Below are 13,735 nucleotides of genomic sequence, written 5' to 3' on the forward strand. Positions count from 1 at the left end.
TCCTTCGATCGTTGGGGTCAGTTGTGGGCGTGCAGAGGCTTGCCGGCCAGGGCCAGGTGCGCCTCTCCGAGTGCCTCGTTCTGGGTGGGGTGGGCGTGGACCAGGGCGGCGACGTCCTCGGGGTACGCCTCCCAGCCCACGATGAGCTGGCCCTCGCCGACGAGCTCGCCGACGCGGGCACCGATCATGTGCACGCCGACGACGGGACCGTCCTTGCGGCGCACGAGCTTGACGAAGCCGCTGGTCGCGAGGATCTTGCTCTTGCCGTTGCCGGCGAGGTTGTACTCGAGGGTCTCGACCTGGTCGGCCCCCCACGTCTCGGTCGCCGCAGCCTCCGTGACGCCGACGGACGCCACCTCGGGCTCGCAGTACGTGACGCGCGGGATCGACGACTCGACGATCGGCGTCGGGTCGAGCCCGGCGATCTGCTCCGCGAGGAAGATGCCCTGCGCGAACCCGCGGTGCGCGAGCTGGAGGCCGGGCACGATGTCGCCCGCGGCCCAGATGTTCCCGACGCCCGTGTGCAGGCGCTCGTCGACGATCACGAACCCGCGGTCGAGCGTGATGCCCTGCGCCTCGAACCCGAGGTCGGCGGTGCGCGGCCCGCGCCCGACGGCGACGAGCAGCAGCTCGGCCTCGAAGGTCTTGCCGGACTCGAGCGTGACGGTGACGCCCGAGTCGGTCTCCTTGACGCCCGCGAACCGGTCGCCCAGGGAGAACTGGATGCCGCGCTTGCGGAACGCCCGCTCGAGCGACTTCGACAGCGCCTCGTCCTCGTTGGGCACGAGGTGGGGCAGCGCCTCGACGATCTGGACGTCGGCGCCGAACGACTTCCACACGCTCGCGAACTCGACGCCGATGACGCCGCCGCCGAGCACCACGACCGACTTCGGGACGCGGTCGAGCCGCAGCGCCTGGTCGGAGGTGATGACGCGGCCGGCGATCTCGAGACCGGGCAGCGAGCGCGCGTACGAGCCGGTCGCGAGCACGACGTGGCGGCCGGTGTACCGGGTGCCGTCGACCTCGACGGTGTCCTGCGACACGAGCCGGCCGTGCCCCTCGACGAACGTGATGCCGCGGGAGGCGACGAGCCCCTGGAGGCCCTTGTAGAGGCCCGCGACGACGCCGTCCTTGTAGCCGTTGACGCCTGCCATGTCGATGCCGTCGAACGAGCTGCGGACGCCGAACTTCGCGCCCTCGCGGGCGCCGTCGGCGAGCTCGGCCGCGTGGAGCAGGGCCTTGGTGGGGATGCACCCGTTGTGCAGGCAGGTACCACCGAGCTTGCCCGACTCGACGAGCGCGACGGAGAGGCCGAGCTGGGCGGCGCGCAGCGCCGTGGCATAGCCGGCGCTGCCTCCGCCCAGGACGACGACGTCGAATGGTGTGCCGGGTTCGGCCACGTGCGACTCCTTCAGCGAGGGGAGAGCGAGGGCGGACGTGCACGGCACGTCGACGGGCCGGACGGGAACCGCTGGCCCACGGTGCGTGAACGTTCTCCGGGTGCCATCTTGGCACCTCGGGCACGGGCTCCCCAATCGAAACCAGGGCCTCGCGGCTGTGACGCTGCAGACAGCGGGGCCACCGTATGACCAGGGTCACGCTGTACCCTGCCGCTGTGCCCCGGCTGCCCAAGCTGTCCAGCCTGTTCTCCCGCCGCCCCCCGACGACCTCGTCGCCGGGCGGCGCCGCCGCCGCGCCGTCGGACGCCCGTCGCGCGACGCTCGCCCACCTCCAGGACTTCGTGCGCACGCGCGTCGGGGTCGAGGCGTACGTCGAGCCGCCCACGCAGGACACGGGGGCGACGCTGCTGCTCATCGCGACGACGGGCGAGTGGACGCGCCGGCGCGTCCCGGACGAGAAGACGGCGTTCGACGTCGCCGGCTCGCTGGGCGTGCCCGTCTACAACGTGCGCTTCACCGGCTACCCGCAGCGCATGCGCGACTGGAACTCCCGCCAGCGCCGTCGCCGGACCTCCTGACACCGCTCGACCCGGCGATCTTCCGGTGTCGAGCAGGTGGTCCTGGTTCGTCCGGGCGACGGGACGGACCAGGACCACCTGGTCGGCGAGACCGGGTCAGCGGCGGGCGCGGCCCTCGACGAGGCCGAGCAGGGTGCGGACGGCGACGCCCGTGCCTCCGACCGGGGTGTAGCCGTGGGCCGAGCCCTCGTTGAACGCGGGGCCGGCGATGTCGAGGTGCGCCCACGGCGTCTCGCCGACGAACTCCTGCAGGAACAGGCCCGCGACGAGCATGCCGCCGAACCGGTCGCCGATGTTCGCGAGGTCGGCGACCTTCGACTTCAAGGACGCTCCCAGCTCCTCGGGCAGCGGCATCGGCCAGAACTGCTCGCCCGCGGCGTCGGCCGCCGCGACGACCTCGGCGCGCACGTCGTCGGCGCCCATGACCGCGGAGACGCGGTTGCCGAGCGCGACCATCTGGGCGCCGGTGAGCGTCGCGACGTCGAGCACGACGTCGGGCTTCTCCTCGACGGCGGCGACCAGGCCGTCGGCCATGACGAGGCGGCCCTCGGCGTCGGTGTTGAGCACCTCGACGGTCTTGCCGCCACGGATCGTGATGACGTCGGACGGACGCTGCGCCGTGCCCGACGGCATGTTCTCCGCGAGGCACAGCCAGCCCGTCACGGCCACGGGCAGCCCGAGGCGCGCGGCGGCGACGACGGTCTGCAGCACGGCGGCGGCGCCGGCCATGTCGGACTTCATCGCCTCCATGCCCTTGGCGGGCTTGATCGAGATGCCGCCCGAGTCGAACGTGATGCCCTTGCCCACGAGCGCGACCTTCGCGGCGGGGCGCGACGGCGCGTAGGCGACCTTGACGAGGCGCGGGCCGCGCGCCGAGCCCTGTCCGACGCCGACGAGGCCGCCGTACCCGCCCGCGACGAGCGCCTTGTCGTCGAGCACCGTGACCTTGAGGCCCTTGGCGCCCGAGTCCTTGACGGCCTGCTTCGCGACGTCGGCGAACGCGGCGGGGAAGAGGTCGTTGGGCGCGGCGTTGACGAGGTCGCGCGTCGCGTTCACGGCCGCCGCGACGACCTTGGCCCGCTCGACGGCAGCCTTGGCCGCGGAGCTGCGCGTGCTCCCGGCGAGGACCTCGACGGTCGCGGGCGGGCGGTTCGCGGCCGACGACGCGGCCTCGCCCGTGCGGTAGCGCGCGAACGCGTAGGCACCGAGCAGCGCTCCCTCGGCGACGGCGCCGAGCTCGGCCTCGTCCTCGACGGGGAGCGCGACGGCGACCGACGTCGTCCCGGCGAGCGCGCGCAGCGCGGCACCGGCGGCGCGGCGCAGCGCCTCGGCGCTGAAGGTGCCGTCGGCGCGCCGTGCGCCGAGGCCCACGAGCACGAGCACGTCGGCCTTGAGCTCGGGCCCGGCGGGCACCTTGCGGACCTCGTCGGCGGCGCCCGTGATGCCGAGCGCGGGTGCGAGGTCCTCGAGGGAGGCGACCACCGGACGGGGCAGGTCGCCCCCGACGATCGCGACACCGTCGGACGTCGTGTGGGTGCCGACGACGAGCGCGTCGACCTTGGCACCGGCGGGATTCTTGCTGGAGACGGTCAGTTCAGCCACCCCGCGATGCTATCCCCGGGGACGGCGCCCCTGCCCCCGTGACGTCGGTGGGACCTGTGGACCGATTCCGTGGCCGCGGGCCGCCCCCGGTACGCTCGGCCGCGTGGTCCTTCCCCTCCTGCTGCTCGTGGTCGCGGCGTGCGTCGCGCTCGCCGGCTGGGCTCTCGTGTTCGTCGTGCGCGACCGCGCGGTGATCCTGCGCCAGCTCTGGGGTGCGGCCGTGATCGAGGGGCTGATCCTCGTGCAGGCGGTCGTGGTGGGCGTGCTCGGCGCCACCGGGACCGCGCCGAGCGACCCCGTGCTGCTGTGGGGCTACCTCGTGACCACCCTCTTCATCCTGCCCGTCGCCGCCCTGTGGGCCTTCGCGGAGCGTTCGCGCTGGAGCTCCGTCGTGCTCGCGGTCGCCGCGCTCACCGTCGCGTTCCTCGAGTGGCGCCTGTGGCAGATCTGGAACGCCTGACCTGGAGGTCCTCGCCATGAGCGCACCCGCCGCCCCGGACGGGACGCCGCACCCGCGTCGCACGAACGCCGGCTTCGGCCGGGTCCTCGTCGCCGTGTACGGGATCTTCGCGCTCGCGGCCTCGGCCCGGGCCGCCGTGCAGCTCCTGCGCGACTGGCACGAGGCGCCGCTCGCGTACGCGCTGTCGGGGCTCGCGGCGGCCGTGTACGTCGTCGCGACGATCGCGCTCGCGCGGGGCGGCCAGGTCGCGCGGCGCGTCGCGTGGGTCGCGGTGGGCGTCGAGCTCGTCGGGGTGCTCGCCGTCGGCGCCTTCTCGCTCGCCGACCCCGAGGCGTTCCCCCGCGCCACCGTCTGGTCCGGCTTCGGGCAGGGCTACGGCTACGTGCCCCTCGTCCTGCCCTTCGTCGGCCTGTGGTGGCTCTGGCGCACCCGCCCCGGCGGGACGTCGGCGACCGTCGCCACCCCGAGCGCCACCAGCACCCGCACCGACACCGACGCCCCGGAGGACGCCGCATGACCCGCCGCCGCCCGCTCCTCTACGGACTGCTCTTCGACACCGTCTTCCGCCGCATGGACCCGGAGCGCGCGCACCACGTCGCGTTCGACCTGATCGGCGCCGTCGGCCGCGTGCCGGTGCTGCGCGACGTCGTGCAGGGGGCGCTCGCGCCCTACCTGGGCCGCGCGGCCGGGGGCCGGGGCAGCGTCGAGGTCCTGGGCAAGGTCTTCCCCGCGCCCTTCGGCCTCGCGGGCGGGTTCGACAAGGACGCGCGCGCCGTGCGCGGCCTGACCATGCTCGGTTTCGCGTTCGTCGAGATCGGTACGGTCACCGCGCACGCGCAGCCCGGCAACGAGAAGCCGCGGCTGTGGCGCGAGCTCGACGTGTCGGGCGTGCGCAACCGCATGGGGTTCAACAACGAGGGTGCCGCGGCGGCCGCCCGGCGCCTCGCCGCGCTGCGCTCGACCCGCGCGGGCCGCGCCGTGCTCGTGGGCGCGAACATCGGCAAGACCAAGGTCACGCCCGCGTCCGAGGCCGCGGGGGACTACGCGACGAGCGCGAGCCTCCTCGCGCCGTACGCCGACTACCTCGTCGTCAACGTGTCCTCACCCAACACCCCGGGCCTGCGCGACCTCCAGGAGGTCGCGTCGCTGCGCCCGATCCTCGTGGCGGTGCGCGAGGCCGCGGACGCCGCGACCACGGACGCGGGAGCCGCCCGCGTGCCGCTGCTCGTCAAGATCGCGCCCGACCTCGCGGACGAGGACGTGGACGCGGTCGCCGACCTCGTCGACGAGCTCGACCTCGACGGCGTCGTCGCCGTCAACACGACGATCGGGCACGACCGGGGGCCCGGCGGGCTGTCCGGACCACCGGTGCGCGCCCGGGGCCTCGCCGTGGTCGCGCGCCTGCGCGAGCGCCTCGGCCCGCGTCGCGCCATCATCGGCGTCGGGGGCATCACGACCGCGCACGACGCCCGTGACTACCTGCACGCGGGCGCCGACCTCGTCCAGGGGTACACCGGGTTCCTCTACCAGGGCCCGCTCTGGGCGGCGCGCATCAACCGGTCGCTCGTGCGCCACCCGGAGCCGGGCGAGCACGTGCGCGGCGCCGAGGCGAGGGAGGCACGATGATCCGGCCCCAGTGGGTCTGGGAGCTCGACGACGCCGAGGGAAGCGTCCTCGCCACGCCCGTGAGCCCCGTCTTCACGACGCAGTACGACGCGGAGCAGTGGCTCGGCGAGACCTGGCGGGCCCTCGCGGCCGAGGGCGCCGTGGTCGCGCGTCTCCTGCACGACGGGACCCAGGCGACCGCGCCCGTGGAGCTCCGCTCGCGCTGACCGCGGTTGCCCGCTCTCCGACGGCCCAGGGCGTGCTCAGCCGGCCACGCGCGCCCACGCTGCGGCGAGCCGGGGCACCGCCCGCTCCAGCTCCTCGGGCGGTCGCGAGAACGTGAGGCGCAGCCGGTCCGCGGCGCTGCCGTCGGGGGTGAACGTCGGGCCGGCGTTGACCAGGACGCCCTCCGCGGCGGCCGCGGCGGCGAACGCCTGGGCGACGGGCGCGCCGACGTCGACCCACAGGGACAGCCCGCCCTCCGGCACGTGCACGCGCCAGTCGGGGAGCGCCGCGCCCAGCAGCCCGCACAGCAGGTCGCGCTGGGCGCGCAGCGTCCTGCGGCGCTCGGCGAGCACGCTGCCCGCGTCGTCGAGCAGCTCGACGACGGCGAGCTGCTCGAGCACCGCGGTCGCGATGTCGGCGGACTGCCGGGTGCGCGCGAGCCGCGCGACGAGGTCGGGGTGCGCGCGGACCCACCCGACGCGCAGCCCGCCCCAGAACGACTTGGACGCCGACCCGACGGTGACGACGTACGGCGAGGCCCCGTCCCCGGCGAGCGGCTCGGCGACGGGGCCGACGGCGTCCGGGTCGCCCTCGAGGTCGAGGTCCGTGAGGGTCTCGTCCCCGACGACGGTCACGCGGTGGCGCGCGGCGGCCTCGCGCACCCCGGCCCGCTCCTCGGGGGTGAGCGTGTACGCGGTGGGGTTGTGGAAGTCCGGTACGAGGTACACCAGCCGCGGCGAGACCTGGCGCAGCGTCGAGCCGAAGAGGTCGACGTCGAACCCGGGCGCGTCCTGCTCGCGGCCGGGGTGCGACTCCCGGTCACCGCGCCCCACGGGGACCGGGACGAGCCGCGCCCCGGCGCGGCGCAGTGCCTCCATCGCGTGGTAGTAGGTGGGCGACTGCACGACGGCGCGGTCGCCGCCACCGAGGAGCGTGCCCGCGAGCGTGGTGATCGCGTGCTGGGCGCCGGTCGTGACGAGGACCTCGTCGGGCGTCGTCGCCGTGCCGCGCCGGGTGTGGTGGTCGGCGATCGCCTCGCGCAGGACGCCGACGCCGTACGGCTCGTACCCGCCTCCGGACAGGTACTCGGGGAGGCGTTCGAGCGCGCGCGAGTACGCGCCGTGCAGCCCGCTCGGGGCGGCGGAGGTCGCCTGGGAGAGGTCGGCGAGGTCGATCGGTGCGACGTGCGGGGCCGGTGCGGGCGGCGCGTCGCCCCCGCGGGCACGGGGCGCGGTCCGGGGCCGGGTCGCGCGGGGGAGCACGACGACGGTCCCCGACCCCGTCCGGGAGCGCGCGAAGCCCAGCTCGCGCAGCCGCCCGTACGCGGCCGCCGTGGTGGTGCGGGAGACGCCGAGCGCGACGGCGAGGTCGCGCTCGGACGGGAGCCGCGTGTGCGGGGCGAGCGTGCCGGCGAGGACGGCGGCGCGCAGCGCGTCGGCCAGCGCGGTGTACGCGGGGCCGCCCGCGTGCCAGCGACCCAGCAGCCGCGCCGCGGCGGCGGGGGAGAGGTGGCGGTGGACGTCGACGGACCCAGGCGGGGCGAGACTCATAGGGCCACTCTCTCGCGATTGGCTATGGATGTCGATGCCACTTGGTCGTCAGGATGGCTCGCATGAGCCCCACCCGTCGTGCCGTCCAGCTCCTCCTCGGCCTCCTCGCCTACGCGCTGTCCATGGCGATGCTGCTCCACGCGGGCCAGGGCGGGATGCCGTGGGACGTCCTGCACCAGGGCGTCGTGCTGCGCACCGGGCTGCCGTTCGGCGTCGTCGTCGGGTCGCTCAGCGTGCTCGCGCTGCTCGCGTGGATCCCGCTGCGGCAGCGCCCGGGGATCGGGACGATCGCGAACGTCGTCGTCATCACCCTGACCATCGACCCGGCGATCGCGCTCGTGACCCGCCTCGTGCCCGACCCCGGCGTCGCCGCGAGCGTCGCGCTCGCCGTCGGCGGGATCGTGCTCAACGGGCTCGCGACCTCGGCGTACCTCGGGGTGCGCCTCGGGCCCGGCCCGCGCGACGGGCTCATGACCGGCCTCGTCGCGCGCACCGGGTGGTCGGTGCGCCTCGTGCGCACGCTCATCGAGGTCGTCGTCGTGTCGCTGGGCTGGGTGCTCGGCGGCACGCTGGGCTGGGCGACGGTCGCCTACGCGCTGGGCGTGGGGCCGATCGTCCAGCTCACGGCGCGCTGGTTCGCCCCGCGGGGGCTCGCGGACCCGCGCCCCGCCCGGGTGCGTCGTCGGGCGCACGCCGAGTCGGAGCCGCGGGAGCCCGTCGCCGCGACCACAGGCCCCCGGCCGGGCGAGGGAGGCATGCCCGAGCCCGGCCGGTGAGGAGACGACGACGGCCCCGGCGGATCGCCGCCGGGGCCGTCGTCGCGCACGACGTGCCGGAGTCAGGCGACGCGCGTCTGCGGTGCGTTCTCCGCGGTCTTGCGCGGGTCGCGCTCGACGACGTCCCCGAGGACGTCGTCGATGCGCGCCAGGAGCTCGGCCGGGATCGTCACCCCCGACGCCTTGACGTTCTCGGCGACCTGCTCGGGCCGCGACGCACCCACGAGGGCCGCAGCGACGTTGTCGTTCTGCAGGACCCACGCGATGGCGAGCTGCGGCATGGTGAGCCCCAGCTCGTCCGCGACCGGCTTGAGGCCCTGCAAGCGCGTGAGGACGTCGTCGGTCATGAACTGCGAGATCCCACCGCGGCCCGCCTTCTCGTCGGCCGCGCGCGACCCGGCCGGTGCCGCCTGGCCGGGCAGGTACTTGCCGGACAGCACGCCCTGGGCCATCGGGGACCAGACGATCTGCGACAGGCCCAGCTCGCGCGAGGTCGGCACGACCTCGTCCTCGATGACGCGCCACAGCATCGAGTACTGGGGCTGGGAGGAGATGAGCTGGAAGCCGAGCTCCTTCGCGAGCGCGGCGCCGGCGCGGATCTGGTCGGCGGTCCACTCGGAGACGCCGATGTACAGGGCCTTGCCCTGCCGGACGATGTCGGCGAACGCCTGCATCGTCTCCTCGAGCGGCGTCTCGGTGTCGTACCGGTGCGCCTGGTAGAGGTCCACGTAGTCGGTGCCGAGCCGCTTGAGGGAGCCGTTGATCGACTCCATGACGTGCTTGCGGGACAGGCCCGTGTCGTTGGGGCCGCCGGGGCCGGTCGGCCAGTAGACCTTCGTGAAGATCTCGAGCGACTCGCGCCGCTGTCCCTTGAGCGCGTCGCCGAGCACCTGCTCGGCCTTCGTGTTCGCGTAGACGTCCGCGGTGTCGAACGTCGAGATGCCGGCGTCGAGCGCCGCGTGGACGCACGCCTTCGCGACGTCGTTCTCGACCTGGGAGCCGTGGGTGAGCCAGTTGCCGTAGGTGATCTCGGAGATCTTGAGACCCGAGTTGCCGAGGTAGCGGTAGGTGGGCATGGGCTCAACCTAACCGCCGGACGGTTGCCTCAGGAACCGCTCCGGCTCACTCCGGGAAGACGCCGTGCTTCTTGTGCGTCGGCTTGGGCAGGCGTGCTCGGCGCAGCTGGAAGGCCCGCATGACGGCGTACATCGTCGTGCCCTTGGGGATCTCGCCGAACTTCGCGAGCAGGCGCTTGCGCAGGCGGCGCCACATGATGAAGCCGTCCACGACGGTCAGCAGCACGATGACGTAGAGCGTCATCACCGTGAGGAACGCCAGGTCCTGGTTTTGCGCGGTGAGGAACGAGAAGACGATGAACACCAGCGCGACGGGCAGGAAGAACTCGCCGAGGTTCCAGCGCGCGTCGACGTACTCGCGCACGTAGCGCTTGACCGGGCCCTTGTCGCGCGGCGGCAGGTAGCGCTCGTCGCCCGTCTGCATCGCCTGGTACTGGCGGTCGCGCATCTCGCGCTGCTTCTCCCGCGCGGACTTCGCGGCGGCGCGACGGTCGTTCGGCACCAGGGGGCGCTTGTTCGCGGCCTCGGAGACCTTGCGCTTGGGCGTCGGGCGGCCCTTGCCGGCCCGCTCGATCTCGGCCGCCTGCTCGACAGGGTCGGGGGCGGCGGGGGTCGCGGCGGACTTGTTGCGGGAGAACACCCCTCCAGCGTAGTCGAGCCGGACGAGTGCTCGGCGTCGTCGATCCCTCCTCCGGTAGGGGTGGTCAGGAGCAGCATCCGCCAGTAGCGTTACAAGACGATACGTAATGTTGCCGGAGGAGAGAGCCATGAGCCGCACGACCGAAGCCACCGTGACGACGACCGTCCGGGCAGGACCCCAGGAGTGGGCGGGGCTGGTCCTGCTCGTGCTCCCGATGCTCATGGTCGCGACCGACCTCACCGTGCTGTTCTTCGCGCTGCCCTCGATCATCGTGGACCTGGACGCCTCGGCCACGCAGGCGCTGTGGATCTCCCACGTCTACGGCTTCCTCATCGGCGGGACGCTCGTCACCGCCGGGCGGCTCGCGGACCGCGTCGGCGCACGTCGGCTTCTGCTCGTCGGGGCGACCGCGTTCGCCGCCCTGTCCGTGCTCGCCGCGACCGCGTCGAGCGCGGAGACGCTGATCCTCGCCCGGGCACTGCTCGGCGTCGCGGGCTCGACCCTCATGCCCGCGCTCTTCTCCCTCCTGCGCCAGATGTTCCGTGCCGATGCGCAGCGGCGCCTCGCGATCGCGATCCTCTTCAGCGCCTTCTCGGTCGGCGCCGCGATCGGGCCGGTCCTGGGCGGTGCACTCCTCGAGCGGTTCTGGTGGGGTTCCGTCTTCCTCGTCAACGTGCCGCCCATGCTCGCGCTCGTGCTCCTCGGACCGTGGCTCCTACCGAGGCCACGCGGGACGAACGACGCGGGGCGGCTCGACCTGACGAGCGTCGCACTGTCCGTCGTGGGGATGCTCGCCGTCGTCTTCGGTCTCCAGGAGCTCGCGGCCGGTCCCTCCGGAGGCACGACGGCGGTGCGTGACGCCGCCGTGATGGTCGCCGGAGTGCTGCTGCTCGGGCTCTTCGCCCGACGCCAGCGACGGCTCCCCGACCCGTTGCTCGACCTGCGCCTCGTCACGGCGCGGCGGCCGGCCGCCGCCCTCGGCACGCTGCTGCTGACCGGGATCGGCGTCGTCGGGGTGTACTACCTGTTCACCCAGCACCTGCAGCGCGCGGCCGGTCTGGACCCGCTCGAGGCGGGCCTGTGGACGTTGCCGTACGTCGCGGTGAACATCCTCGGCGCGCTGCTCGCTCCTGGTCTCGCCTCCCGGTTCCGCCCCGAGGTGGTCGTCGCCGTCAGCCTGGTCGTGATCGTCGCGGGGGCCGTGCTGACCGTGGTCGTCGGGTGGGCGGGGGCACCCGTGCCGGCGCTCGCGGGGTCGGTCGCCGTGCTCGGCCTCGGGCACGGTGCCGCGGCGGCGCTCGTGAGTGACCTCGTCATCTCGTCGGCGCCACCCGAGCAGACGGGTTCCGCCGCCGCGACGCAGGAGGTGTCCGCCGAGCTCGGTACGGCGCTCGGCATCGCGGCGGCCGGGGTCCTGTCCGTCGTCGTGCACCGCTCGGCACTCCGTGACGGCGCGGCTCTCGCGGAGGACGGCGGCGCGCCCGCCCAGGGGCTCCCGGCCTACGCGGTCGTCGCGGCGCTGCTCGTGGGTCTCGCGGCGACGCTCGTGCTCCGGGTCCTCGTGCGCCCGGACCGTCGCGGCTGACGGTCCGCGGATACGATCACGACCATGTCCAGCGCTTCCGGCATCCCGACCCCGGGCGGTGGTGGCCGGCCGCGTGACCGCCAGATCGACCGCGCGGTGCTCGACGCGGCGTCCGCGCTCCTGGACTCCGGGGGCTACGCGCAGCTGACGCTCGAGAAGGTGGCACGCCGTGCCGGGACCACGCGGCCCGCGATCTACCGCCGCTGGGCGGGGCGCGCGCCGTTGGCCCTCGCCGCGATCGCGGCCCGGATGAGCGTCCCCGAGGCGCCGGACACCGGGTGCACCCTGTGCGACCTCGGCGAGAGCCTCGGAGTGTTCCTGGGCGCGTACCGCGCGACCAGGCCGGACGTCCTCGCTGCGCTGTACGCGGAATGCGCGCCCGACCCGGCGCTGCGCGAGCGCTACCTCGCCGTGGTGGTCGAGCCGTCGCGGCGGGCCGTCGCCGCGACCCTCGCCCACGCGGCGGCGCGTGGCGACCTGCGCGAGGACGTCGACCAGGACCAGGTCGTGGACCTGTTCGCGTCGCTCGTCCAGTACCGCACGCTGTTCGGCGACACGCACCTGAGCGACACGGAGGCCGAGAGCGCGATCGAGCTCGTCCTCCGTGGCCTCGCCGTCGACTACGACGCGCTCCTCGCGCGCAGCGCGGCGCTCGAGCTCGAGCACCGGGGCGGGCCGGACGCGCCGCACGTCCACCTCCCGGGCTGACTCGACCAGCGAGGGAAGAGTCTCGGGGATGCGGCAGAGCCCACCGCACGTCCGGTTGTCGTACCGTGCTCGTCGTGACGAACTCACCTGAACCCACCGTCCCCGCGCCCGGCACCGCGACCGACCCCGAGCTCGCGACCACGCTCCGCGAGACCGTCGCGCGCCTGTTCCCCGCGCTGCGTGCGGACCTCGAGTCCCTCGTGCGCGTGCCGAGCGTGTCGAACGCCGCGTTCGACCAGGCGCACGTCGCGGCGAGCGCCGATGCCGTGGCGGCGCTGCTGCGCGACGCCGGTCTGCCCGAGGTGCAGGTGCTGCGCGCTCGGGCCGCCGACGGCACGGAGGGCGCGCCGGCCGTCGTCGCGCGCCGTCCTGCGCCCGACGGCGCCCCGACCGTCCTCCTGTACGCGCACCACGACGTGCAGCCCCCGGGCGACGCCGCGACCTGGGAGTCCGACCCGTTCGAGCCGACCGAGCGCGACGGGCGCCTGTACGGGCGCGGTGCGGCGGACGACAAGGCGGGAGTCGTGGCGCACCTGGGTGCGCTGCGCGCGCTCACGGAGGTCGGTGACCTGCCCGTCGGGGTGACGGTCTTCGTCGAGGGCGAGGAGGAGATCGGCTCGCCGACGTTCCTGCCGTTCCTCACGCAGTACCGCGACCTGCTCGCGGCGGACGTCATCGTCGTCGCGGACTCGTCGAACTGGAAGGTCGGCGTCCCCGCGCTCACGACGTCGCTGCGCGGCCTCGTCGACTGCGAGGTCGAGGTCGCCGTGCTCGACCACGCGGTGCACTCGGGCATGTTCGGCGGTCCCGTGCTCGACGCGGTGACGCTGCTCGCGCGGCTGATCACCACCCTGCACGACGACGCGGGCAACGTGGCCGTGCCCGGGCTCGTCACGGCGGACGAGCCGACCGTGGACTACGCCGAGGCCGACTTCCGCGCCGACTCCTCGCTGCTCGACGGGACCGTCCTCGCAGGCGAGGGCAGCATCGCGGGCCGGCTGTGGACCAAGCCGGCGATCGCCGTGATCGGGCTCGACGCGCCGAGCGTCGCGCACGCGTCGAACACCCTCACGCCCCGCGCGACCGCGAAGCTCTCGGTGCGGCTCGCGCCGGGTCAGGACCCGGCGGCCGCGATGGCGGCGCTGCGTACGCACCTGGAGGGGAACGCTCCGCTCGGCGCGCGCGTCACGGTCCGCGACGGCGAGCAGGGCAAGCCGTTCCTCGCCCCGGGCGACTCCGAGGCGATGCGGGCCGCGCGGTGGGCGTTCGCGACGTCGTGGGGCACCGACCCGGTCGACATCGGCGTGGGCGGGTCGATCCCCTTCATCGCCGACCTGCTCGAGGTGTTCCCCGACGCGGCGATCCTCGTGACGGGCGTCGAGGACCCGGACTCGCGCGCGCACGGCGCGAACGAGTCGGTGCACCTCGGCGAGCTGGAGAAGGTGGTGCTCGCCGAGGCGCTCCTGCTCGCCCGGCTCGGCGGCGCGGTCGCCTGACCCGACCGTCCGTCCGTGCGCGGCGGCGCTCGAC

14 protein-coding genes are annotated in these 13,735 nt (G+C 74.4%); 9 read left to right on the forward strand and 5 right to left on the reverse strand.

Annotation, left to right across the window (positions count from 1 at the left end; genetic code table 11):
• Positions 1-17: 17 nt before the first annotated feature.
• On the reverse strand, positions 18-1,400 hold the full coding sequence (lpdA, locus tag ABRQ22_RS07215) for a dihydrolipoyl dehydrogenase (RefSeq protein WP_353709058.1): 1,383 nt from the start codon (positions 1,398-1,400) through the stop codon (positions 18-20).
• A 224-nt stretch (positions 1,401-1,624) separates the two neighbouring features.
• Here lpdA and ABRQ22_RS07220 point away from each other — a divergent pair, with 224 nt between their 5' ends.
• On the forward strand, positions 1,625-1,978 hold the full coding sequence (locus tag ABRQ22_RS07220; protein WP_353709515.1) for an oxidoreductase: 354 nt from the start codon (positions 1,625-1,627) through the stop codon (positions 1,976-1,978).
• Positions 1,979-2,074: 96 nt separating this feature from the next.
• Here ABRQ22_RS07220 and ABRQ22_RS07225 read toward each other — a convergent pair whose 3' ends face one another.
• A complete protein-coding gene (locus tag ABRQ22_RS07225; RefSeq protein WP_353709059.1) occupies positions 2,075-3,580 on the reverse strand; it encodes a leucyl aminopeptidase in 1,506 nt (501 codons plus the stop codon).
• 103 nt (positions 3,581-3,683) lie between these two features.
• Between ABRQ22_RS07225 and ABRQ22_RS07230 the strand changes: the two genes are divergently transcribed.
• Genes ABRQ22_RS07230 through ABRQ22_RS07245 form a run of 4 tightly spaced genes read left to right on the forward strand, consistent with a single transcriptional unit; the run spans position 3,684 to position 5,872 of the window.
• Positions 3,684-4,040 (forward strand): hypothetical protein, encoded by a 357-nt coding sequence (locus ABRQ22_RS07230; RefSeq protein ID WP_253050112.1) that lies wholly within the window; start codon positions 3,684-3,686, stop codon positions 4,038-4,040.
• Between the two features lie 16 nt (positions 4,041-4,056).
• The gene (locus ABRQ22_RS07235; RefSeq protein WP_353709060.1) at positions 4,057-4,557 is read left to right on the forward strand and encodes a hypothetical protein; all 501 of its coding nucleotides are present in this window, start codon (positions 4,057-4,059) and stop codon (positions 4,555-4,557) included.
• A complete protein-coding gene (locus tag ABRQ22_RS07240) occupies positions 4,554-5,666 on the forward strand; it encodes a quinone-dependent dihydroorotate dehydrogenase (protein WP_353709061.1) in 1,113 nt (370 codons plus the stop codon). Before ABRQ22_RS07235 ends, ABRQ22_RS07240 begins: the two co-directional genes overlap by 4 nt.
• Positions 5,663-5,872, forward strand: a complete 210-nt coding sequence (locus ABRQ22_RS07245; protein ID WP_253050103.1) for a hypothetical protein — start codon at positions 5,663-5,665, stop codon at positions 5,870-5,872. The genes ABRQ22_RS07240 and ABRQ22_RS07245 overlap by 4 nt, the downstream gene beginning before the upstream one ends.
• 36 nt (positions 5,873-5,908) lie before the next feature.
• Here the strand turns inward: ABRQ22_RS07245 and ABRQ22_RS07250 are convergent, their stop codons facing one another.
• The gene (locus ABRQ22_RS07250) at positions 5,909-7,420 is read right to left on the reverse strand and encodes a PLP-dependent aminotransferase family protein (protein WP_353709062.1); all 1,512 of its coding nucleotides are present in this window, start codon (positions 7,418-7,420) and stop codon (positions 5,909-5,911) included.
• A 62-nt stretch (positions 7,421-7,482) separates the two neighbouring features.
• On the opposite strand from ABRQ22_RS07250, the gene ABRQ22_RS07255 reads away from it, so the two are divergent.
• Positions 7,483-8,196, forward strand: a complete 714-nt coding sequence (locus ABRQ22_RS07255; RefSeq protein WP_353709063.1) for a hypothetical protein — start codon at positions 7,483-7,485, stop codon at positions 8,194-8,196.
• 62 nt (positions 8,197-8,258) lie between these two features.
• Here the strand turns inward: ABRQ22_RS07255 and ABRQ22_RS07260 are convergent, their stop codons facing one another.
• On the reverse strand, positions 8,259-9,272 hold the full coding sequence (locus ABRQ22_RS07260) for an aldo/keto reductase family protein (protein WP_353709064.1): 1,014 nt from the start codon (positions 9,270-9,272) through the stop codon (positions 8,259-8,261).
• Between the two features lie 46 nt (positions 9,273-9,318).
• The gene (locus ABRQ22_RS07265) at positions 9,319-9,912 is read right to left on the reverse strand and encodes a DUF3043 domain-containing protein (RefSeq protein WP_253050090.1); all 594 of its coding nucleotides are present in this window, start codon (positions 9,910-9,912) and stop codon (positions 9,319-9,321) included.
• Between the two features lie 127 nt (positions 9,913-10,039).
• On the opposite strand from ABRQ22_RS07265, the gene ABRQ22_RS07270 reads away from it, so the two are divergent.
• The 3 genes from ABRQ22_RS07270 to ABRQ22_RS07280 all read left to right on the forward strand — a co-directional run bounded on the left by ABRQ22_RS07270 (position 10,040) and on the right by ABRQ22_RS07280 (position 13,701).
• The gene (locus ABRQ22_RS07270; protein ID WP_353709065.1) at positions 10,040-11,497 is read left to right on the forward strand and encodes an MFS transporter; all 1,458 of its coding nucleotides are present in this window, start codon (positions 10,040-10,042) and stop codon (positions 11,495-11,497) included.
• Positions 11,498-11,521: 24 nt separating this feature from the next.
• Positions 11,522-12,205 carry a TetR/AcrR family transcriptional regulator gene (locus ABRQ22_RS07275; RefSeq protein ID WP_353709066.1) on the forward strand — a complete coding sequence of 228 codons (684 nt, stop codon included), beginning with the start codon at positions 11,522-11,524 and terminating at the stop codon, positions 12,203-12,205.
• Between the two features lie 74 nt (positions 12,206-12,279).
• A complete protein-coding gene (locus tag ABRQ22_RS07280) occupies positions 12,280-13,701 on the forward strand; it encodes a dipeptidase (RefSeq protein WP_353709067.1) in 1,422 nt (473 codons plus the stop codon).
• Positions 13,702-13,735 lie beyond the last annotated feature (34 nt).

Origin of the sequence: Cellulosimicrobium sp. ES-005 (assembly GCF_040448685.1) — a bacterium.
In the GTDB taxonomy this organism is placed as follows: domain Bacteria; phylum Actinomycetota; class Actinomycetes; order Actinomycetales; family Cellulomonadaceae; genus Cellulosimicrobium; species Cellulosimicrobium cellulans_G.

What these genes read in the sequence shown, in the direction of transcription:
- ABRQ22_RS07245 (WP_253050103.1), top strand. Translation starts at nt 5,663, where the DNA reads ATGATCCGGCCCCAGTGGGTCTGGGAGCTCGACGACGCCGAGGGAAGC.
- ABRQ22_RS07250 (WP_353709062.1), bottom strand. Translation starts at nt 7,420, where the DNA reads ATGAGTCTCGCCCCGCCTGGGTCCGTCGACGTCCACCGCCACCTCTCC.
- ABRQ22_RS07235 (WP_353709060.1), top strand. Translation starts at nt 4,057, where the DNA reads ATGAGCGCACCCGCCGCCCCGGACGGGACGCCGCACCCGCGTCGCACG.
- ABRQ22_RS07260 (WP_353709064.1), bottom strand. Translation starts at nt 9,272, where the DNA reads ATGCCCACCTACCGCTACCTCGGCAACTCGGGTCTCAAGATCTCCGAG.
- ABRQ22_RS07255 (WP_353709063.1), top strand. Translation starts at nt 7,483, where the DNA reads ATGAGCCCCACCCGTCGTGCCGTCCAGCTCCTCCTCGGCCTCCTCGCC.
- ABRQ22_RS07275 (WP_353709066.1), top strand. Translation starts at nt 11,522, where the DNA reads ATGTCCAGCGCTTCCGGCATCCCGACCCCGGGCGGTGGTGGCCGGCCG.
- ABRQ22_RS07270 (WP_353709065.1), top strand. Translation starts at nt 10,040, where the DNA reads ATGAGCCGCACGACCGAAGCCACCGTGACGACGACCGTCCGGGCAGGA.
- ABRQ22_RS07240 (WP_353709061.1), top strand. Translation starts at nt 4,554, where the DNA reads ATGACCCGCCGCCGCCCGCTCCTCTACGGACTGCTCTTCGACACCGTC.